Annotated in this window: 18 protein-coding genes; 7 read left to right on the forward strand and 11 right to left on the reverse strand. The window is 55.7% G+C overall.

The genetic code is table 11. The annotated features are described in order from the left end of the window. Positions 1 to 53: 53 nt before the first annotated feature. Together asd and ycaO are read left to right on the forward strand one after the other, a co-directional pair. Positions 54 to 1,157: an aspartate-semialdehyde dehydrogenase gene (asd, locus tag IEW52_RS00915; RefSeq protein WP_188628271.1), complete on the forward strand. Its 1,104-nt coding sequence runs from the start codon at positions 54 to 56 to the stop codon at positions 1,155 to 1,157. A gap of 200 nt (positions 1,158 to 1,357) precedes the next feature. Further along, the gene (gene ycaO, locus IEW52_RS00920) at positions 1,358 to 3,109 is read left to right on the forward strand and encodes a 30S ribosomal protein S12 methylthiotransferase accessory factor YcaO (protein ID WP_188628188.1); all 1,752 of its coding nucleotides are present in this window, start codon (positions 1,358 to 1,360) and stop codon (positions 3,107 to 3,109) included. An 87-nt stretch (positions 3,110 to 3,196) separates the two neighbouring features. On the opposite strand, the gene IEW52_RS00925 is transcribed toward ycaO, so the two are convergent. The 4 genes from IEW52_RS00925 to IEW52_RS00940 all read right to left on the reverse strand — a co-directional run bounded on the left by IEW52_RS00925 (position 3,197) and on the right by IEW52_RS00940 (position 6,729). Beyond that, positions 3,197 to 3,931: a DsbA family protein gene (locus IEW52_RS00925; protein WP_188628189.1), complete on the reverse strand. Its 735-nt coding sequence runs from the start codon at positions 3,929 to 3,931 to the stop codon at positions 3,197 to 3,199. Between the two features lie 71 nt (positions 3,932 to 4,002). Beyond that, positions 4,003 to 4,626 (reverse strand): energy-coupling factor ABC transporter permease, encoded by a 624-nt coding sequence (locus IEW52_RS00930; RefSeq protein ID WP_229667727.1) that lies wholly within the window; start codon positions 4,624 to 4,626, stop codon positions 4,003 to 4,005. A gap of 43 nt (positions 4,627 to 4,669) precedes the next feature. After that, a complete protein-coding gene (locus IEW52_RS00935; RefSeq protein WP_188628190.1) occupies positions 4,670 to 5,398 on the reverse strand; it encodes a DUF3108 domain-containing protein in 729 nt (242 codons plus the stop codon). Next, positions 5,395 to 6,729, reverse strand: a complete 1,335-nt coding sequence (locus IEW52_RS00940) for an MFS transporter (protein WP_188628191.1) — start codon at positions 6,727 to 6,729, stop codon at positions 5,395 to 5,397. The genes IEW52_RS00935 and IEW52_RS00940 overlap by 4 nt, the downstream gene beginning before the upstream one ends. Before the next feature lie 132 nt (positions 6,730 to 6,861). Between IEW52_RS00940 and IEW52_RS00945 the strand changes: the two genes are divergently transcribed. Then, positions 6,862 to 7,500: a response regulator transcription factor gene (locus IEW52_RS00945; RefSeq protein ID WP_188628192.1), complete on the forward strand. Its 639-nt coding sequence runs from the start codon at positions 6,862 to 6,864 to the stop codon at positions 7,498 to 7,500. Positions 7,501 to 7,535: 35 nt separating this feature from the next. On the opposite strand, the gene IEW52_RS00950 is transcribed toward IEW52_RS00945, so the two are convergent. Continuing rightward, positions 7,536 to 11,012, reverse strand: coding sequence for a hybrid sensor histidine kinase/response regulator (locus IEW52_RS00950; protein WP_188628273.1), 3,477 nt, complete (start codon positions 11,010 to 11,012; stop codon positions 7,536 to 7,538). Next, on the reverse strand, positions 11,009 to 12,127 hold the full coding sequence (locus tag IEW52_RS00955; RefSeq protein WP_229667728.1) for a 3-phenylpropionate MFS transporter: 1,119 nt from the start codon (positions 12,125 to 12,127) through the stop codon (positions 11,009 to 11,011). Before IEW52_RS00955 ends, IEW52_RS00950 begins: the two co-directional genes overlap by 4 nt. A gap of 112 nt (positions 12,128 to 12,239) precedes the next feature. Here IEW52_RS00955 and IEW52_RS00960 point away from each other — a divergent pair, with 112 nt between their 5' ends. Then, positions 12,240 to 13,169 carry a ChaN family lipoprotein gene (locus IEW52_RS00960; protein ID WP_188628194.1) on the forward strand — a complete coding sequence of 310 codons (930 nt, stop codon included), beginning with the start codon at positions 12,240 to 12,242 and terminating at the stop codon, positions 13,167 to 13,169. On the opposite strand, the gene IEW52_RS00965 is transcribed toward IEW52_RS00960, so the two are convergent. After that, entirely contained in the window at positions 13,155 to 14,522 is a 1,368-nt protein-coding gene (locus IEW52_RS00965) for a GGDEF domain-containing protein (protein WP_188628195.1), read from the reverse strand. The two genes, IEW52_RS00960 and IEW52_RS00965, sit on opposite strands and share 15 nt — an antisense overlap. A 131-nt stretch (positions 14,523 to 14,653) precedes the next feature. On the opposite strand from IEW52_RS00965, the gene IEW52_RS00970 reads away from it, so the two are divergent. The 3 genes from IEW52_RS00970 (at position 14,654) to IEW52_RS00980 (ending at position 17,255) form a co-directional block, all read left to right on the forward strand. Beyond that, complete coding sequence (locus tag IEW52_RS00970) at positions 14,654 to 14,986, forward strand: DMT family transporter (RefSeq protein WP_188628196.1); 333 nt, start codon at positions 14,654 to 14,656, stop codon at positions 14,984 to 14,986. Positions 14,987 to 15,016: 30 nt separating this feature from the next. Next, positions 15,017 to 15,754, forward strand: a complete 738-nt coding sequence (locus IEW52_RS00975; RefSeq protein WP_188628197.1) for a glycerophosphoryl diester phosphodiesterase — start codon at positions 15,017 to 15,019, stop codon at positions 15,752 to 15,754. 172 nt (positions 15,755 to 15,926) lie between these two features. After that, a complete protein-coding gene (locus tag IEW52_RS00980) occupies positions 15,927 to 17,255 on the forward strand; it encodes a DEAD/DEAH box helicase (RefSeq protein WP_188628198.1) in 1,329 nt (442 codons plus the stop codon). Between the two features lie 734 nt (positions 17,256 to 17,989). Here the strand turns inward: IEW52_RS00980 and IEW52_RS00985 are convergent. The 4 genes from IEW52_RS00985 to hutX form a co-directional block, all read right to left on the reverse strand. Further along, positions 17,990 to 19,171: a benzoate/H(+) symporter BenE family transporter gene (locus tag IEW52_RS00985; protein ID WP_188628199.1), complete on the reverse strand. Its 1,182-nt coding sequence runs from the start codon at positions 19,169 to 19,171 to the stop codon at positions 17,990 to 17,992. A gap of 77 nt (positions 19,172 to 19,248) precedes the next feature. Continuing rightward, positions 19,249 to 19,701, reverse strand: a complete 453-nt coding sequence (locus IEW52_RS00990) for a CBS domain-containing protein (RefSeq protein ID WP_188628200.1) — start codon at positions 19,699 to 19,701, stop codon at positions 19,249 to 19,251. 139 nt (positions 19,702 to 19,840) lie between these two features. Beyond that, entirely contained in the window at positions 19,841 to 20,368 is a 528-nt protein-coding gene (hutZ, locus tag IEW52_RS00995; RefSeq protein WP_188628201.1) for a heme utilization protein HutZ, read from the reverse strand. After that, the gene (gene hutX / locus IEW52_RS01000) at positions 20,361 to 20,864 is read right to left on the reverse strand and encodes a heme utilization cystosolic carrier protein HutX (protein WP_188628202.1); all 504 of its coding nucleotides are present in this window, start codon (positions 20,862 to 20,864) and stop codon (positions 20,361 to 20,363) included. The genes hutZ and hutX overlap by 8 nt, the downstream gene beginning before the upstream one ends. Positions 20,865 to 20,867: the final 3 nt, after the last annotated feature.

Here is a 20,867-nt window from a genome sequence, read left to right on the forward strand (position 1 = left end):
TTGTAAACAGGGAATTTTGGTTTACTTACTTCCAAGGGAAGGGACATTTAATGATGAAAACTGTAGGTCTGGTCGGTTGGCGCGGCATGGTGGGCTCGGTATTGATGAGCCGTATGGTAGAAGAAGGCGATTTCTCCCGCATTAAGCCGGTCTTTTTCACCACTTCTCAAGCAGGTCAGCCTGCCCCCGACTTTGGCACCGACGCCGGCACCCTGCAGAACGCCTTCGACATTGAGGCGCTTAAAGAGCTGGATGTAGTATTGACCTGTCAGGGCGGGGACTACACCAAGGAGGTGTATCCCAAGCTGCGCGCCGCTGGCTGGAACGGCTATTGGATCGACGCCGCTTCTGCCCTGCGCATGGATGACGAAGCACTGATAGTGCTGGATCCGGTGAACAACAAGCAGATTCGTGAAGCGCTGGACAAAGGCACCAAGACCTTTGTTGGCGGTAACTGTACCGTCAGCCTGATGCTGATGGCACTGGGTGGGCTTTTTGAAAAAGACCTGGTTGAATGGGTGGCGGTGTCTACTTATCAAGCCGCTTCCGGTGGTGGTGCTCGCCACATGCGTGAGCTGATCACGCAAATGGGTATGCTGCACGATGAAGTGGCCGACGAACTGGCCGATTCTGGCTCGGCCATTCTTGAGCTGGAGCGCAAGGTGACCGAAAAAACCCGCAGCGGCGATTTACCCGTCGATAACTTCGGCGTACCGCTGGCCGGCAGCCTGATCCCCTGGATCGACTCCCAGCTGGAAAACGGCCAAAGCCGCGAAGAGTGGAAAGGCCAGGCCGAAACCAACAAAATCCTCGGCATAGAGCAAACCATTCCGGTAGACGGACTGTGTGTCCGAGTGGGTGCACTGCGCTGTCACAGCCAGTCATTCACCATCAAGTTGAAAGAAGATATCTCGATTCCTGAAGTTGAAAAGCTGCTGGCCAGCCACAACGACTGGGTCAAGGTGATCCCCAACGATCGTCAGCTGTCGATGGAAGAACTGACCCCTGCTGCCGTGACCGGCACCCTGACCGTACCCGTTGGTCGTTTGCGCAAGCTGAACATGGGCCCACAGTATCTGTCTGCCTTCTCGGTAGGCGACCAGCTGCTGTGGGGCGCCGCCGAGCCGCTGCGCCGCATGTTGCACCTGCTGCCATAAGCATTCGTCGCTAACGCCAAGAAAGAGCCCGCCACCTGGCGGGCTTTTTTTGGCGCCTTATCGGTAGGCAGATCTCGCACCGATACTACTGTTGAGCCTGTTTCGCCGCTCCAGCAGCAATTTGCCGCAGCCAAGGCTTGTTCAGAAAATCGCCTCGGGTTAGGATCTGCCTTCTTTTGCCGACCACACCCGAGGCCCTCATGAAAACATTCATTCCTAGCAAAGATGCTGCGCTGGAAGACTCCATCAGCTATTTTCAGCAACAACTCATCAAGCTTGGATTTGATATCGAGGAGGCCTCCTGGCTGAATCCGGTACCCAATGTGTGGTCGGTGCATATTCGCGATAAAAGCTGCCCGCTGTGCTTTACCAATGGCAAAGGTGCCAGCAAAAAAGCCGCGCTGGCCTCGGCCCTGGGCGAATATTTCGAGCGTTTGGCCACCAACTACTTCTTCGCCGACTTCTATCTGGGCCAGGAGATCGCCAACGGTGATTTCGTGCATTACCCCAACGAAAAGTGGTTCCCGCTGCCCGCCGACAACAGCTTGCCCACCGGCATGCTCGACGACTATACCCGTGATTTTTACAATCCGGACAACGAACTGACCGCCGATCTGCTGATCGATATGCAGTCTGGCAACGAAGAGCGTGGTATCTGTGCCCTGCCCTTCGAACGTCAGGGGGACAAGCAGACCGTGTATATCCCGATGAATATCGTCGGCAACCTGTATGTGTCCAATGGCATGAGCGCCGGTAACACCCGTACCGAAGCCCGTACCCAGGGCTTGTCGGAAGTATTTGAACGCCATATCAAAAACCGGATTATTGCCGAGCGTATCAGCCTGCCGACCATTCCGGCCGAGGTCATGGCCCGTTATCCGCACATTCAGGAGCCGATAGCCGCGCTGGAAGCGCAAGGCTTCCCGATTCATGCCTTTGATGCCTCTTTGGGCGGCGAATATCCGGTGATTTGTGTGGTCTTGTTCAATCCGAGCAACAGCACCTGCTTTGCCTCTTTTGGTGCTCACCCTCGTTTTGAAGTGGCGTTGGAGCGCACCGTCACCGAGTTGTTACAGGGTCGCAGCCTGAAAGATCTGGACGTGTTCGTACCGCCTTCTTTCAGCGACGACGAAGTGGCCGACCATCACAACCTGGAAACCCACTTTATCGACTCCTCCGGTTTGATCAGCTGGGACATGTTCAAGGATCAGCCCGATTACGAGTTTGCCGACTGGGACTTCAGCGGCAGTTCGGAGCAGGAATTTACTCACTTGCTGGCCATTTTCGAGCAAATGGGTCAACCGGTATACATTGCCGATTACGAGCATCTGGGCGTCTACGCCTGCCGTATTCTGGCACCCGGCATGTCGGATATTTATCCGGTAGAAGACTTGTTAATGGCCAATAACAATATGGGTGCCCACCTGCGTGCCACCCTGCTCAGCCTGCCCGGTTCGGATGCCGATGCAGAACAACTGATGAGCCTGTACGAGTTGCTGGAAGAAGAAGGTCTGGATGACTTTACTCGCGTGCGAGAGCTGATTGGCATTGCCTCGAGCAAGGGCACGGCCTGGCATACACTGCGGGTGGGCGAGCTCAAGTGCATGCTGGCGCTGGCCGCCGGAGAGCGAGAGCTGGCACTGGAATATGCCGACTGGACCTTAAGCTTTAATGCATCCGTGTTCAGTGACGAGCGCCATCGTTATTATCGTTGCCTGAAAGCGGCTCTGGAGCTGCATCTGGACGACAACCGAAATCCTGATCAATATCGTAACGCCTTTGCCAGCATGTTTGGTGACGATACGGTAGAACAGGTGTGGGCACAAATTGACGGCAGTGCGCGTTTTCATGGCTTGACGCTGGCCGACGAAAGCCTGGCGGATTTTCCTGCGCATCAGGCGTTGCTGGCCACCTACGAGAAACTGCAACAGGCCAAACGACAGGCAAGCTGAGTACTGGCTCTGGATGCTTGATATAAAAAAACCGGCTGATGCCGGTTTTTTTTTATGCTGAGTACGCTCAACGAGATGAGCGAGTGATCAGGACTTTTGTTTCTTTAAAATGTCTTTTAAGCCGTCTACATCCACGGCGCCCGGGATCAGGGTTCCATCCGGGAATACCAGTGCGGGCGTGCCATTCAAACCCAGGCTGCGGAACAGGCTCAGGTTCTGGCTTAGCTTGTCGGAAATCTGCTTGCTGTCGGCGGTCTTCAACAGGGCTTTGCTGTCCAGTCCGGCCTTGTCGGTAATGCTGGCCAGGGCCGCGGTTTTCACTCTTTGCTGGCTCATCAGCGCCTGATGCAGCTCTTCGTATTGGCGAGGGGCTTCCTGAGCCGTCGCCAGGGCAAGGCGCGCCGCCTGTACCGAATCGGGGCCAAGAATACCCAGGTCCTTGACGATAATCTTCAGCTCCGACTCCTCTTTGATCAGGGTTTGCAGCGTTTGATTCATGCGATGGCAATAAGGACAGTTGTAGTCGGTGAAGTAGACTATTTCGATTTTGCCCTTGGGATTGCCCATGATGCCGTCGGTTTTATTGGCAAACAGCTGTGCCGATTGCTGTTTCAACTGCTTGGAAAACTCCGCCTGCTGGGCCAACTGGTCTTTTTCTTCCAGCTTGATAATGGCTTCACGCAAAATTTCCGGCTGCTCCAGCAGGGTTTCCCGCACCAGCTTCTTGACTTGATCCGGGGTCATTTCTGCCTGGGCAGGCGCGGCAGAAAACAGGCCCAGGGCCAGAATGGGTGCCAGAGTATTCAATAATCTAGGGTTCATCTGCTTCTCACATTAAATTAGGTTATCTTGATGTAGCGTATCAGACCAAAGAAGGCATCAGAAGACCCGCCTCACTTATTAATTAAATAATCGCGATCCAGATAAGTACGCATCCAATGAGGTTTGAACACGACCAATACGGTAATCGCCATGCCGTTGAGTAATGCTTCCGGAAACAACAGCAGGGGCAACACGCTCAGGTAATTATCCAGTACCGTTTGCCAATTATATTGTTCAGACCACACCATGTACCCTGAAAAAATTAAGGTCTTGACCGCTATGGTCAGGGCCGCATTAAAGAAACCCGCCACAAAGATGTAGACAAAAAGATGTCGGTACAAATAGCTGTAGGTCAGCAAAAAAACAAAGTAGCTGAAGGTCAGCGGTATGACCACGCCCAACAACAGATTAACGCCAAAGGCGGGCCAGGACTCAAAACTGAACAGGGTGATCAACAGCAGACTCACGCTGCTCATCAGTAGCCCCATGCGCCACCCCAACATGAGTGCCAGGGTCGTCAGGCCAAGAAAGTGCACTTCCAGCCCTTCCTTTACCCCAGCCTGCAGCATCCACAATGGCACCAGGGCAATGGCAGCCCCAAAACTCAAATGCTGACGGGTTTTATCACTCAGCCAGGCGCGCCAGTCTATATTCCAGGCCGCCACCAACACCACCAGCATGCCAAGTACAATCACGCCCTGCTCCTTTCCATTATCTGGTGTTTACAGCCACCAGGCCTTACTGAGCGGACCGCTCGGCAACCTTGGTCGGCGCATCAACCAGCGTATAACTCAGCTTGTCCAGGGTTACGGTTACCGAAAGCTGGCGGTTTTCATCATGGCTGATTTGCACCAGCTGATAGTCCAGTTCGGGGGCGACCCAAAACCGGGTTCTGCGTTTGCTGTTGCCACGATCGCGCTCTACCACCAGACTCTCGAAACTGCCAATGCCGGTATGCACCACTTCTTTGCCCACCACGTTAAAGGTGATCATTTTAATTTCGTCATCTCGTACCACAGGGTAGGTCAAGCTGGTTTTTCCGGCCATGAGATCGCAACGGGCTTCAAAGAAAAAGCTGACCGAGTCAAAGGCGCCGTCTTTGGTCGATAACAGGGTGTCGCCCTCTTTGCCCTGATACAGCACCATCTGGGTGTTGGCATCGAATACCAGACGCTCTTCTCGCCGCACTCCCAGAGCCTTGGCCTTGTAACTGAAGGTTTCGGGCACCGCAGTGCAGTCTTTCCAGGTGAAACTGGCTTTCTGATCCACGTCCAGCAGCCAGTGTGCCAGAGAAAAATGCACGTGATAGCGGTCTTTATTACGGTCGATATTCAGGGTGTTAACCCCCCGGGTTTTATCGCCATTGAGCAGCACACTGAACTCGGCGCGCAAATGATCAATATCCTGGGCCGAAACACTCCCGGCAGCCATGAGCGCACCCAGCGCCCATACGATTTTCTTAATCATCCGTTTTCCTCATCTGTCTGCGCCTGAACATCCGGCAATGTTTGTGCTAACCATACACCAATCATCCCCAGTAAAGAAAACACCAGAATCACCACCAGGTTGGAGAACAACGCCAGCAACATGCTCAAGGCACCCACCAGCAACAGCAATAATCCCATCAAGGTATTGCTGACCGATACATAATCGGTGCGCCGGTTACCGCCAGCCAGATCCACCAGGTAGGTCTTGCGCCCCACCCGCACGCCCGCATGCGCCAGGCTAAGAATAAAAATCATCACCGGAAAATAGCCAACCCAGGGGGTCCCCGCAAAGCCATCAAGGTGCAGCCAGACAGCCACTCCCAATAAAGAAGCGATCGTCGCCGCCCATTGCATTACCCGGCGCGCGGAATGATCCGCCATTCGCCCCCATACCCAGCTACTGACAAACTGGGCCAGCCCCTGGGCAATCACCAGCCAACCCAGCACCTGCATGCTGGTATCATTTTCTCGCGCCAGCAATACATAATAGGGCGTGACCAGAGCCGTTGATAACAGCAAGGTCCGCACCATTAAAAAACGGGCAAAGTTCGCGTCTTCCCGCACCAGTTTGATATTTTCCCGGGCGTGACGCCAGCCATTCACGCCCCCCTGGGTAGCGCCGGCTTGTTCGGTTATATTCCAGTAACACAAGATACCCAGGCCCCACACCACGGCGGCCGCCAGCAGGATCAGCGCGTAACCCCACAACGGAATATCGCTCAGGCGACTGAGCAGCAAACCAAACAACAGCCCGATACCACCGGCCCAGCTGGCACCGGCCCCCGTTACCTTGCCCCGCTCGCGCTTGGGAACGGTTTTTCCCAGTACATCCTTGGCGGCAATAGAACACAAGCCTCGGGACAAACTCATGACGCCCAGCAACACCAGCAGCAAGATGCCCGCCAGCCACCCCGAACAAATCAAGGCGACCACCGCCATCAGTACCAGGCAGGCGGCCTGCAGGCCGGCCCCCCACAACCAGGCCGTTTTTCGTTGTGGTAGCCGCCGGACATAGGCACCCAGTACAATTTGCGGCAACATGGAACCACTTTCGCGCACCGGCACCAACCAGCCAATAATCCACACCGGCGCTCCCACGGCTTGCAGCAACCAGGGCAGCACGGTTTTGGCATTGGTCATCAGCTCGGCCAGGGCGGTGGCAACCTGGGCAAGAATCAACCAGCGCCGGTTACCCTTGATAACGACACAGGCCTCGTCGGGAATATCTTTGCACAGTCTGGCATCTTCCTCCTGGCTCAAGAAACGAGCCAAACTGGAAAACTGCCCCGCCGCCGTTTTTTTCAATGTCATATCCTTTCCTTACCAGATCACGAAAATTGCCTCATCCTGTTCTCAGGCCGCGCTCGAGGCCCTATGATAACAAGGTACATAGACCACGACGTTTATTGCTTACCTTCATCGACACAAGGACTTAAATCTCAAATGGATATGGCCTACCGCATTATTATTGCCGATGATCACCCCTTGTTTCGCAGTGCCTTGCATCAGGCCGTGCAAATGGCGGTAGCAGGTGCCGAGCTGCAAGAGGTGGATTGCATCAATAGTCTGATGCAGCTGTTGAGTGACACCGATGACATCGACCTGTTATTGCTGGATCTCAAAATGCCCGGTGCCAGTGGTTTTTCTGCCCTGGCTTCACTGCGGCATCAATATCCTCAGTTACCCGTGGTCATGGTGTCGGCCAGCGAAGAGCCCGCCATCGTTCAGCAGGCGATGCGCTTTGGTGCCATGGGCTTTATTCCCAAGTCCGCTCCCATGCCGGTATTGGTGAGTGCGCTGAACACGATTTTAGAAGGCGAGCCCTGGTTTCCCGACGGCATCAGCCTGGATCAGGCACCGCAAGACACTATTGCCGAACGTCTGGCCAGCCTCACCCCTCAGCAATTCAAGGTGCTGAGCATGCTGTCCGAAGGCCTGCTTAACAAACAAATCGCCTTCGAGCTCAACGTATCGGAAGCCACGGTAAAAGCGCACGTCACCGCTATTTTTCGCAAACTCGACGTTAAAAACCGTACCCAGGCGGTCATCGCACTGTCGCAGCTGGAAGGCGGTGAATATTAATGACAGCCGCACCCCCCACCCCTAATCCCTAATCCCTAATCCCCGCATTTTACCAGGTGCTGCAATAGCGCACGCAGCTTGAGTGGCTTGACCGGTTTGCTTAAATAACTCAATCCCAACTGCTGCAACTGAGCCTGCAGCTCGGGTTGCCGATCGGCGCTGATCACCACGGTCGGCACGGGCGCAAACGCCTGATGCAGCCGGGTAACCAGATCGATACCGGTTTCCCCTTCATCCAGGTGATAATCCGATAAAATAACCTGCGGCACGAAGCCGTCCTGGTAATGTTGGTGGGCCTCAAGGCCATTCAACGCCAGTTGCAGCTCACACCCCCAGCGACTCAGCAAGTCCGACATGGCGGTCAGAATGTCCGGATCATTATCAATACACAAGATACGCATTCCCGCCAGCTGGCGGTTGTTAGTGGCCGGCACTACGGGAGATTGAGTCACAGCACCTGCATACAGGCTCGCCCTGGGGACGATAACGCTGAACACAGATCCTTTGCCTTCGATGGAGCGCACCGCCAGTCGATGGCCCAGCATGGTGGCCACCCCCCGAGCGATGGCCAGCCCCAGGCCCAGTCCTTGCTGATGCTGACGCTGCCCATGCTCCAGGCGCATAAACTCGTCGAAAATGGTGTGCTGCTTATCGCTGGCAATGCCCGGGCCATTATCCCAGACTTGCAGACACAGCTCGTCTCCCTGGCGGCGCGCCCCCAGCAAGATTCGCCCTCCCGGATTATAACGCAGCGCATTGGTGAGAAAATTCTGCAAAATACGGCGCAGCAGCCGAGGGTCGCTGTGTACCCCCAACTGACTGGTCACCACCTCGAAGCGTCCGCCATCCTGCTCGGCCAGGGCGCTGAACTCGGCTTGCAGGGTGTCGAACAGGTTATTCAGGGCAAAATCGACCGGCTTGGCGGTGAGCTTGCCCGACTCAAGGCGCGACATGTCGAGCAGGTCGCTGATCAGGTCTTCGGCGGCGGCCAGAGAGCGATCGATATGGCCGGCCAGACGTCGACTGTCGGCGTCGCTGGAAGTCTCGAGCCAGGACGACGCAAACAGCTTGGCCGCATTGAGGGGCTGCATCAAATCGTGGCTCACCGCCGCCAGAAAACGGCTCTTGGAGGCGCTGAGCTTTTCTGCTTCATGGGTGGCCGCCAGCAACTGTTGATTCACGGTCGACAACTCCCGGGTGCGTTCTGCGACTCGCGATTCCAGCACCACGTTGGCGTCTTTCAGTAGCTGCTCGGCCTGGCGAAAGGTGGTGATGTCATTGAAGGTCATGACAAAACCGCCGCCGGGCATGGGGTTGCCCTGCATCTCTATCACTCGGCCATCGGGCCGAATACGGGCCGACGTATGGGCCGTACCGGCCTTCATGTGATTCACCCGACGGTTTACGTGCTCCTGTATTGTGCCGGCCCCGCACAAACCCCGTTCGGCGTTATAGCGAATGATGTCGGCAATGGGCCGCCCCACCTGCACCAGCTCGGCTGGATAGGCAAACAGCTCTATGTATCGCCGGTTCCAGGCCACCAGATTCAGCTCTTTATCCACCACCGAAATACCTTGCCCTATGTGTTCTATGGCACCTTGCAGCAAGCCGCGATTAAAGCGAAACACATCGCCGGCCTCGTCGACAATCATCGCCAGTTCATCCAGTTCCATGGTGCGCCCCTGCAACACGGACGCCAATACCAGCCGCGCCGACGAGGCACCAAACACACCGGCCAGCACTCGCTCTGTGTGCCGGATCAGACTGGCCGGAGCCTGCATACTGCCCTCCAGGGTGCCATTATCACCGGCGTAACGAGCAAAAGCGCGACTGACTCTGGCTTCTCCCACAAAACGAGACGCCAGCTGCTCCAGCTCTTGTACCGAGACCCTGGCGCGATAAACATCACCATCGTCCTTGTGCTGGCGGCCCACAAATACCGCCGCCTGAAAACGCTCGCTGACCGACGACACCGACAGCCAGGAGCCCAACAAGTAGCCGGCCAGGTTGAACAGCAAACTCAGCAAAATGCCCCAGGTCACGGGGCTCATCTCGCCCACGGCGCCCCAGTGAGGTGGCGTTAACAGCCACAGCAGAAAGTTGCTGTCGGCATCGCCGGCAAACAGCCCGGTTTCGGCCATCAGATTCAACAGCCACATCACCATACCCAGGCTCAAGCCCCAATAGGCTCCGCGCCGATTTCCGCCCCGCCACAACAGGCCCAGTACCAGCGCCGGAATAAACTGGGCAATGGCGGCAAAGCTCAGATAGCCGATACGCGACAGGCTGTTGATGTCGCCCAGCCACAGAAAAACCAGCCAGGCCGAGCCCATGATCACGATAATGGCGGTACGCCTGACCTTGAGCAACAACTGGGCAAAGTCATTGAAATCTGCCCCCTGCAACTGACGGCGGCGCAAGATCATCGGCAACACCAGATCATTACTGACCATGATGGCCAGCGCTATGGTAGAAATAATCATCATGCCGGTGGCCGCCGAGGCCCCGCCAATAAAGGCCAGCACTGCCAGCGCAGACTGCCCCTGGGCCAGTGGCAGGCTGATCACATAGGTATCCGGCGAAGTGTCGGCAGCCAACCACTGCTGTCCGGCCAGCGCCAGCGGCAACACAAACAGCCCCATCAGCAGCAAGTAAACCGGAAACAAGCGCCGGGCCCAGCGCAGGTCAGCCGGGTCGTGATTTTCCACCACTGTGACATGAAACTGGCGCGGCAGGCAGATGACGGCGCTCATCGACAACAGAGTATAGACTCCCATGTCCAGCAGACTGGCGCCGGTGACGTTCACAAAGCTGCCGATAAAGTCTTCCGCCACCATGACCCTTTGCTGGTTGGGATAGGCCACAATCAGCCACAGCGCGAAGCCACCCACCACAATAAAGGCCACCAGCTTCACCAGAGACTCCACCGCAATGGCGACCATAACCCCGCGCTGATGTTCGGTGGCATCGATATGGCGGGTACCAAATAGCAGAATAAACACGGTAAACAACAGGGTGACCATCAGGGCCACCTCACCGGCACTACGCCCACTGCCGCCCACCACCTCGGGCGCCATCAGGTTCAGCCCCATCACTATGGCTTTCAGCTGCAGGGCGATATAAGGCAAAACGCCAACAATGGCAATCAGGGTCACGTACACCGCCAGCCGCTGCGACTTGCCATAACGGGCGGCGATAAAATCGGCGATGGAGGTAATGTGTTCCCGCTTGGCCACGTCGATCAGGCGCGCAATAAAGGGACCGGCCAGCGTGAACATCAGTATCGGGCCAAGGTAAATCGAAAAATAAGACCAGCTGTCGGTACTGGCCTGCCCCACAGTGCCAAAAAAGCTCCAGGAAGAGCAGTACACTGCCAGCGAAAAGCTGTACAGCAGCGGGCGCAGGCGGCCCGCCCGGTGGCCCATGCGCACCTTGTCGCCCAACCAGGCACACAGAAACAATATCGCCAGGTACGCCAGCGCTATGTTGATTACGGTCCAGCCCTGCATCAGCTCTCTCTTGTATATTCGGTTAAAGACGTGCGCAGCAGCCAACAAGCGGGCACTACTACCACCGCCATCAGGCCAAAGGTGTATCCCCCCAACACCGGGTACAATTGCCCCGAAGCCACCAGTAACAGCGCCACCATCAGCCCCATGGCCAGGGCCGCATATAACGCCTGGGCACCAATCACCGCCTCGCTGGCCAAATCGCGGCTGATATAGCGCATGGCACCCAGATGACTCAGACAAAAACTGCCCGCGTGCAGCAATTGCGCCAGGATCAGCCAGCTGATATGGGTGGTACTTCCCATAATGGTCCAGCGCACCAGAGAACAGAGGGCACCCGCCAGTAACAGTCGCCGGGCCGTCATGGCCTCGAACCACTGGCGGTTCATGGCCAGCACCACTATTTCAGCCAGGACTCCCAGCCCCCATAAATACCCTATGGTGCTGGTCGCATACCCTTGCTGCTGCCAATACAGGGCGCTAAAACCATAATAAAAAGCATGACTGCCCTGCAACAGCGCCACAATCAGTAAAAATCGCTTCATGTTCGGGCGGCGCCACACCTGCAGCAGGCTGTCGCCCTGACGCTCATCCTGCTGCTCAACGGGGGGCGGTGTCATGGGCAACAGGCTCATCAGCCACATCAGACCCATGGCGACCACCATCATGTGCAGCACCCATTGCTCGCCCCAATGACTGGTCAGGCTGCCCACCGCTACATTGGCGACAATAAACGCCGCCGAGCCCCACAGCCTGGCCTTGCCGTAATCCAGGCGCACCTGCACAATCAAGCGGCTGGCCAGCGCTTCATTGAGCGGCATCAGCGAGGGGTAAATCACATTCATGCCTATCATCAGCACTATCAGCGCCAGACTCGACTGGTTAAGGTAGAAAGCCGCAAAGCTCAGCAAACTGAGCCAGGCCAACCAGCGCGCGGCAGGCAATAGATGACGGGCGGCGCGAATACGGCTCATCACCAGTAAGTTACCCGCACAACGGGCCACCATCCCCAGGCCAAGCAACATACCAATAAACTCCGCCTCGGCTCCTGCATGGCTGAGCCACAGCGACCAGTAAGGCAGATAAATGCCATAACTGAAATAAAACAGGGCAAACATTGAGGAAAGCCAGAATACAGGCGTCATATTGGCGACTTACTTAGTGAGTCCATGTGGCCTATGATAATACGTTATGACTCAGGGTCTATTTCCATTTAATAAAGGTTGTGTGATGCGACTACTCTCTTTGCTTGCCGGGATCCTGCTCACGGGTTGCCAGGTTAACAGCGCGGCTTCTTTGCCTGCACCGATATCCAGCCTGTTCGACTATCAATTGCAAGATCCGACGGGAAATGGGTTGTCACTGCCAGAGGCGGTTGAACAGCTGGCCGATGCCGACGTGATCATGGTCGGCGAATTGCACGGGCATCAGGGAATACACCGCTTTCAGGCCGATTTATTGGCCCAGTTGCTTAGCCAGCCCCGCCCGTTCGCACTGGCCATGGAGCAATTCAGCCGAGAGAATCAAGGCACAGTCGATGCCTATCTGGCTGGAGACATGGGCGAAGATGTGTTTATAGAGCAGAGTCATGCCTGGCCTGGCTATCGCAGCGATTATCGCGCCTTGATCAGCCTGGCTCGGGACGCCCAAATCCCGGTTATTGCCGCCAATGCGCCGCGCAACATAGTGCGCTGCATCGGCCGCCAGGGAGCGGACTATCTACAACGCTTACCGGAAAATGAGCGCAAATGGGTAGCCGAACGACTGACCCTGACCGACGATGCCTACAAGGCGCGTTTTATGGTGAATCGCCATCATGGTCAGGCTCCCAGCGAACAGCAATTTGCCGCGCAAACCACCTGGGACGACACCATGGCCGAAAGCATTCAGCGGTATCTGCAGCAACATCCCAGCCACGGAGTGATGCTGACGGTGGGCCGTTTTCATATTGCCGACGGTCTGGGTACTGCGCAACGCCTGCAACAGCGCGCTCCCGGACTCAACATAGCGCTGATTTACCCGGTCACCACCGACGAAACCTTGCCCGACGCGCCGCTGTGGAGCTTGCGGGTCGCCCCGTTACCCGCCTCCCGATTGGAAGGCGAACCTTTGCCGGCATTCAGCCTGAGCAAGCCCGAGTGTCTGTCAGCCGGCAACTGAACAGGCATTTCGCCCCTGCTCTTTTGCCAGGTACAAGGCCTTGTCGGCACGATTGATCAGGTGCTCATAATCCGGATGGCCATCAAAGGTGGCCACACCGCCGCTCATGGTCACCTGCAAGGTATTATTGTCGGCCAGCTTTAACGGGCTGCTCATCAACTTGGTGCGTATTTTTTCTGCAATGGCCAGCGCCTTGTCGGCTGGCACCTCTACCAGCACCACCAGCAACTCTTCACCGCCGTAGCGAAACACAAAATCGCTGCTGCGTACCGAACCTGCCACCAAGTTGGCCACTTGCTGCAATACCAGGTCTCCCCCTTCATGACCGTGGTTGTCATTAATCGCTTTAAAGTGGTCAATGTCGAACAAGATCACCGAGAATACGCCGCCGTTACGCTTGGACAATTTCACCTCGCGATTCATCACCGCCGGCAAAAATCGTCGATCCAGCAGCCGGGTCAGGGTATCTCGCCCCTGCTCCAGTTCGATATAGCGGTCAAACATGGTGGTCATAAAGTAAATAATGGCTTTTACTTCCTGCTGTAGCAGCGCCATTTTTTCCACCATAACACCAGCATGGGGAGCCATGGTCGATTGCAGATCAGGCAGTATCACCAGGTCAATTTGCTGCAGTACCTGCTCAATCTGACTGAGCTCCGGCGCCCCTTCAAACACGGTAATGGCCTGATGATGGAACCATAACCCAAACTCGGAGCGACTCACTCCTTTTAACGAAAGCTCGCCACTGTGCAGCGCAAACATCAGCTCGTGACTCCAGTCGAGTAGCGCCGCGCGCTGTCGCTCTCGTTCCACGGCAAGGTTCAGGCTCAAGGTATGCAGGCGGTAGGCCTCGGCGGCCCGGCTTTTACGATCCGACTTGGTAACATAGGCCACACTCATCAGCTCCAGCGACAAGTCCATTACATCCATCAAGTACTGGGCCGCCGGCAACCAGTCGGCCGGCTCACTCCACAGCCGTGAAATGTAGTCCAGCAGGCGTCGCTTGTGCAGCCGCGCCCCCAAGGACACCAGATTAATGGGCAAGTTGATGCGGGCATGCACTTTACCGACTTCAAATTGTCGCTCTACGGCGCCGGGGATGGTCTCGGGAGCTTGAATGGAAAATGCCTGTTCCAACCAGCGCGTCATAGAGGCTTTCAGGCGCTGATTTACCACTTCATGAGCCAGAAACTCTCGCGCTTCGGGTTGCTCCATCATTTGCTGATAAAAATCATCCGTGAGTTCGCGACTATGTGCCAACACTACTTCACGCACCCGAGAGCGCATGCTCTCATCATAGTTAGCCAATATAATATGCCACTGACGCTGGCCATAGCTGAGATGATCTATCATTAAAATGCTGCTATTTGGGATAAAAACGAGGCCATATTGTAGAGAATTTTACTTTGCGAATATATATTCTCCTTAAACATTACTACGCGAGGAAACAGGAATACCCTGTGTTCTCTGCAAGGGAGTCTATATTGAACGCTTATGGGTTACTGGCCGTGGCCATTGTTGCCGAAGTGGTGGCCACCACCGCCTTAAAGGCCTCGGCCGGGTTCAGCCGCCTGGGGCCCAGTATATTGGTGGTGCTCGGTTACGGTCTCGCATTCTGGCTGCTGGGGCTGGTGATGCGCACCGTGCCGGTAGGCATTGCCTATGCTATCTGGTCTGGCGCGGGCATAGTGCTGGTTACCTTGCTGGCGATCTTGTTCTATCGCCAGCTTCCCGATACTCCAGCCTTGATCGGTATGGCACTGATCATTGCCGGTGTTATGGTTATTCAACTGTGGTCGAACAGTGCCGGCCACTGATATGGGCCAATCACAAACAGGACAACATCCATGATTATCTGCGGACACAGAGGGCTGGCCAGTCTGGCCCCCGAAAACACCCTGGCAGGGCTCCAAGCCGCGCACCAACAGGGATTGAGCTGGGTAGAAATAGACGTGCAGCTTAGCCAGGATAATCAGGTAGTGGTGTTTCATGATGAGTATCTTGATCGCTGCAGCAATGGCCGCGGCCAGCTGCGCCAGCACAGCTGGCAACAACTGAGTGAACTCGATGCCGGCAGCTGGTTTGGCGATGAATTTTCCGGCGAGCGCCTGGTGCTGCTGCGCGATTATCTGGCCCGCGCCGAGCGCCTTGATATCAAGGTCAATATCGAACTCAAGCTGTATCCCGAAGATAGCGCCGCCCCCCTCTGCCAGCAGGTTAGCCGGGTGATCACAGAAGGGAAATTCATGCCCGACAGCCTGTTGTTTTCCAGCTTTGATCCCATTGCACTGGCGCATATGCAGTCATTGCAACCCGGCATTGCCCGCGCCTTGCTGGTAGAGCGCATTCCCGACGATTGGCAGCTTCAATTGCAACGACTCGATTGCCGCGCGCTCAACTGCAATCACCGCCATCTGACCGATACACAAGCACGAGCGGTCAGCGCTGCCGGTTATCAGCTGAATTGTTATACGGTGAACCAGCAGCACAAAGCCGACACCCTGGCCGACTGGGGCGTGAACATGGTGTTTACCGATGTGGCATTAAAACAAACCCCGAGCGCCCGGAACCGAGCACCAAGCTGAACAAAAAATCGCGTTCTGTCACCTGGGAGCCTAACGCCGGGCACTCGGCGCTTAACCTTGTCTTTCACGCTTTAATTTATTGCCCTTTGTGCTTTTCTGTTATCATGGTGGAAGTTTGCCTATCGGCAATGCCTCTCAGCCGTCCGCCAGGACCTTTTATGTTCGGAGTCTCATGTCTTTTGCTTCCCTAGGCCTCAACGCCCAGCTCGTTAAAGCGATCAATGAATGCGGTTATACAGAACCCACCCCTATTCAAACCCAAGCCATTCCGCTGGTACTTAAAGGCGGTGACTTGTTGGCCGGCGCCCAGACCGGTACCGGTAAAACCGCCGGTTTTGGCTTGCCGATGTTGCAGCGCCTAAGCGAAACAAAAGCCCAACCGCTGGCCAATGGCCGAGCGCCAGTGCGTGCTTTGGTACTGACCCCCACCCGCGAGCTGGCCGCTCAGGTAGAAGAAAACCTGCGCGCCTATGCCAAACACTCGGATCTAAAAACCCTGGCCATGTTTGGCGGAGTGAGCATTAATCCGCAAATGAAGGCCCTGGGCCGTAAGGTCGATATAGTGGTCGCCACACCGGGTCGTTTGCTGGATCACGTATCCCAGCGTTCTATCGACTTATCGCGCGTTGAAATGCTGGTACTGGATGAAGCCGACCGCATGCTGGACATGGGCTTTATCCGTGACATTCAGCGCATTATCGCCAAAATGCCGGCCAAGCGCCAAAACCTGCTGTTTTCTGCTACTTTCTCAAATGAGATCAAAAAACTGGCTGAAAGCCTGCTCACCAACCCCGAGCACATCGAAGTCGCTACCCGCAACGCCACCGCCGATACCATAGCCCAGCGTTTTTATGGCGTAGACAAAAATAAAAAACGTGCCTTGCTCAGTTATCTGATTGGTCATAACAACTGGCGCCAGGTGCTGGTATTTACCCGCACCAAACACGGTGCCAACCGCCTGGCGATGCAACTGGATAAAGACGGTCTGCCCGCCATGGCCATTCATGGCGACAAGAGCCAAGGAGCGCGTACCCGCGCCTTGAGCCAATTCAAGGAAGGCAAACTACGGGTGTTAGTGGCTACCGATATCGCGGCCCGTGGCATCGATATCAGCGAATTACCACACGTGGTGAACTACGAGCTGCCCCATGTGGCCGAAGATTACGTGCACCGCATTGGTCGTACCGGCCGTGCCGGCGTACAGGGCGAAGCCATGTCACTGGTGTGCTTTGAAGAAAAGCCACTGCTCAAGGCCATTGAAAAGCTGATCAAACAAACGGCCGAGCTGGAAATCATGCCCGGCTACGAGCCTATCCCTGACAGCGAACAGCCGCCTATCGAAAAGCCCGCCGCCAATCGCGGTCGTGGCAACGGCGGTGGTGGCCGAGGCCAGCACAATGGCCGCGGTAATGCCGGTGGCGGCCGGGGCCAAAATTCACGCGGTGCCAGCAACAAGTCGCCGCGCAGCAATAAGCCGCCACGCCGCCACGACGGCGGTTAACATATAGCGGTTAGCGCTAAGCTATCAGAAAGTACAAAAAACCGACCTGCTCTGGTCGGTTTTTTGTTTTTCGAGCTAAAAATGTTTGCCATGCTTCCCTGCTGCAGGCACTGACCAGCTCGGAAAAATAGTGACCGAACCTGAAAGCAGCTTTAATGGTAAGCGCCAACAGCGGTGCCGATATACATACTGCACGAATGTAGTAGCTGCGTTAGCTGCTAAAATCTGCGTAGCAGGTTCTGATGCCAAACAGATTAAATAACTGATCTATTTTGTTGTTCTACAAAAGGTTGGACAAAGTGCCCGCTCCCCCGACTCGCCGTGGATCCCTCCCTGGAGGCTCAGCCGCGCCATCCGTGGCGCTGATGGTCGGCTGAGCAGATACCTTTGTCCTTCTTGATGCACCGGCGTTGGCTGTTAGCGCCGTCTACAGACAACTCGATGATCGAGAAGAGGCAACAGAGATCGACTCCCACGACCGTGAAATGCCATGGACGGCATTTCCCGAGCCCTCAGGGATGAGTTCATGGCGTGTCGTGGAAGGCGACTGTGTTGCTTCTGAGCTCGGGTTTAAAAATGATCAGATCTTTATTCAAGTTGGTATGATGCGCGAACCGACCCTGGCCACCGTGTGCCGTATTGTCAGGCTCTGCGTTGTCATGCAGGCTTGCCTGCGCTGCAGCCAAGCTTCGCAAGCGTTCAATAACTAACCGAACCGGTAGAGGTTTTCCTCTTCACGCTTCACGCTTCACAGCTCGGGCGCTGGCCCTCACATTCAGCCAATGCACTGTGCCACCCACTACCAGCCCCCAAAAGGCACTGCCAATACCCAACAACGCCACACCAGAGGCGGTGACCATAAAGGTCATCAAGGCGGCATCCCGTTCTTGTTCATTACTCATGGCTACCACCAGACTGCTGCCAATAGTACCCAGCAAGGCCAAACCGGCAATCCCCATCACCAACTCTTGTGGAAGAGCGGCAAACAGCCCCACAACCGTGGCACCAAACAGCCCCATAAGCAGATAGACAACTCCTGCCCATACCCCGGCCTTGTAACGCTGGCCTGCATCGGCGTCTACCTCTTTACCCATGCACACTGCCGCACTAATGGCGGCGAGGTTAAAGGCAAAACCACCAAAAGGTGCCAGCAATAATCCGGTAATTCCCGTCCAGCTGATCAGGGGCGAAGCCTTGGTGTAATAACCATGGGCCCTGAGTACGGCAATGCCGGGCACATTCTGCGATGCCATGGTCACCATGAATAACGGAATGCCGATCCCGATAATACTGCCAACAGAAAAGCTTGGCGTCATGAGCACCGGCCTGGCCAACTGCCAGCTGAGTTGTTCAAAATGCAGCAAGTCTGTGCCCCAGGCAATCGCCAGCCCGGCTAACAGGCTCAAGGGGATCACATAACGAGGCAAGCGTCGACGCAGCGCCAGATAGGTCACCAACATAGCGCCAATCAGCCAGGGCTGGGTTTGTGCCGAGGCGAACAGGTCAAGACCAAACGTGAGCAGCACACCGCCCAGCATGCCTGCGGCCAGCCCGGCAGGCACCAGTTGCATGATGCGATCAAACCAGCCGGTCACCCCACACAGCAAGATCAGGCCCGAACTGAATAAAAATACGCCAATGGCTTCACTCATGGGCACACCCGCCAGCGCCGTCACCAGCAATGCTGCGCCCGGCGTTGACCAGGCGGTGATAATGGGTTCACGATAACGCAGCGAAAAACCAATGCAGGTTGCCCCCATGCCCAGCCCCAGCGCCCACATCCAGGAGCTGATTTCAGCCTGGCTGGCGCCCGCGGCGGCGGCGGCCTGAAAAATAATGGCCGCCGAACTGGTATAGCCCACCAACACGGCAATAAAACCCGCAGACAGGTGAGAAAACTGAAAAGCCGAACGCATGACCTAATCCTTGAAACACAGCGCCAAGCTTTACGCTATACGCTAAAAGAGCCGTCTTTTTACTGACAGCGTACGACTTACGGCTTATCGCTGCCTGCAGAGCGGCTATTCAACAACTCGGCACACAGCCGCACAAAGTCGGACGAGGTGACGATGCCAATCAAGCACTGCTTGTCGTCGACTATGGTCAGGCAGCCGTGTTTGTTTTTCAGAAAAAACGACACCACTTCGGTCAGGGGAGCACTCGCATCCACCGATTCAAAATCTGCATCTATAATTTCCACCACGCGGCACTGCCGCTCACGCCGTTCCAGCGCACTCACCCCATAATCCGACAACAGCCCCATAATGGTGGCAATCATGCGTTTTTGCGTGAGCACGCCGAGCAACTTGCCGGTCAGGGTATCGACCACCGGAATATGCCTGATGCTCTTCTCGCGCATCAGATCATGGGCGTCTTTCAAGGTTGCCGCCTGATCCAGGGTCAGCAAGTCACGAGTCATAATATCGCCAACAGAAATAACAGCCATAAGACATTCGTCCTTATTGTGAGTTGTTACCGCTTTATTTTACTCTGTTTTGTCACAGAGCCCCCAGGGTTGCAAATACAAAAAGAAAAAGCCCGTCACTGCTAACAGTTACGGGCTTTTTTGCTGGTTTTTTATACGCTTATTCGGTAGTGACTACCGGGCGATGACCATCGGTCAAATGCAGCACATCCACCAAGTCGTCTCCGCTCACGGCAAAGGCTTTACCAAAACCTTTCACAAACAGCCCTTGCAACGGAACCAGGCGAAACAGATGAAAATCTTCCAGCTTGCTCAGGCCGGTTACGGTGTCGTCAAAGCGCGCATGCAAGGCATCTATGCCCGCCTGCCATTCGGGGGTATCTCGGGTCAGGCGCTCGGGGCGCGCATCAAAGGTCAGGCGCTTGCGGGCAAACAGGGTACGGCTTGCTTGCTCATCTTCCACCATCATCAAGGAAATTTTGGGATTAACCAGCAAGTTTTTGGTATGGCGAGCCATTTCGCTGATCAGAATGTAATAGCCGTCTTCCAGCAAGGCAAAGGGCGCATAACTGACGTTGGGCGAGCCCTCGGCATCCACCGTGGCCAATACCAGGGTTTGGGTGGCATCGCGAAATTCGCGAATTTCCGGCTCCAGGCGACCCTGCAGACGTTCCTGTTTATCAAACATGTTTCAGTTCCTTCAATGCGTTAAATGCCATGACCTGCTCAGGATACAGTGTGCCCTGCTCGTCTCGGCCCAGATAAATTTTGAAAATACAGCTGCCGTGCGCATCGTAAAACACCACAGCATAGGCTTCGTTGCCGCGATGGGGCTTGCTTTGCAACGAAATATTCGCCACTGCATCCAGTTTGAGATGACCATGCAGCTGGCCCGGCTCACCAAATAAATTGTAATAACCATGACCGACACGCCCTTTGGGAATACTGGCTTTTACTTCAAAAACAGAGCCAGCCACTTCCATGATGGTGGTCACCCTTCCCCACTCTGACACCTGCTCCAGTATGGTTTGCGCATGAATACCGGGCAGCGTAAAAATAATGTCTGCTGGCAGCCGGCGTGCCAGCTCCCACTCGGGCACCGACAAGCGCCTGGCCATATCGGCAGGACGCAGCTTGGGCTCGGCGGCCAACAATTCGAGTACTTGAGTCGTTAATTCGGGCATCAG

It is taken from the genome of Oceanisphaera marina (assembly GCF_014643915.1).
GTDB classification, from domain to species: domain Bacteria; phylum Pseudomonadota; class Gammaproteobacteria; order Enterobacterales; family Aeromonadaceae; genus Oceanimonas; species Oceanimonas marina.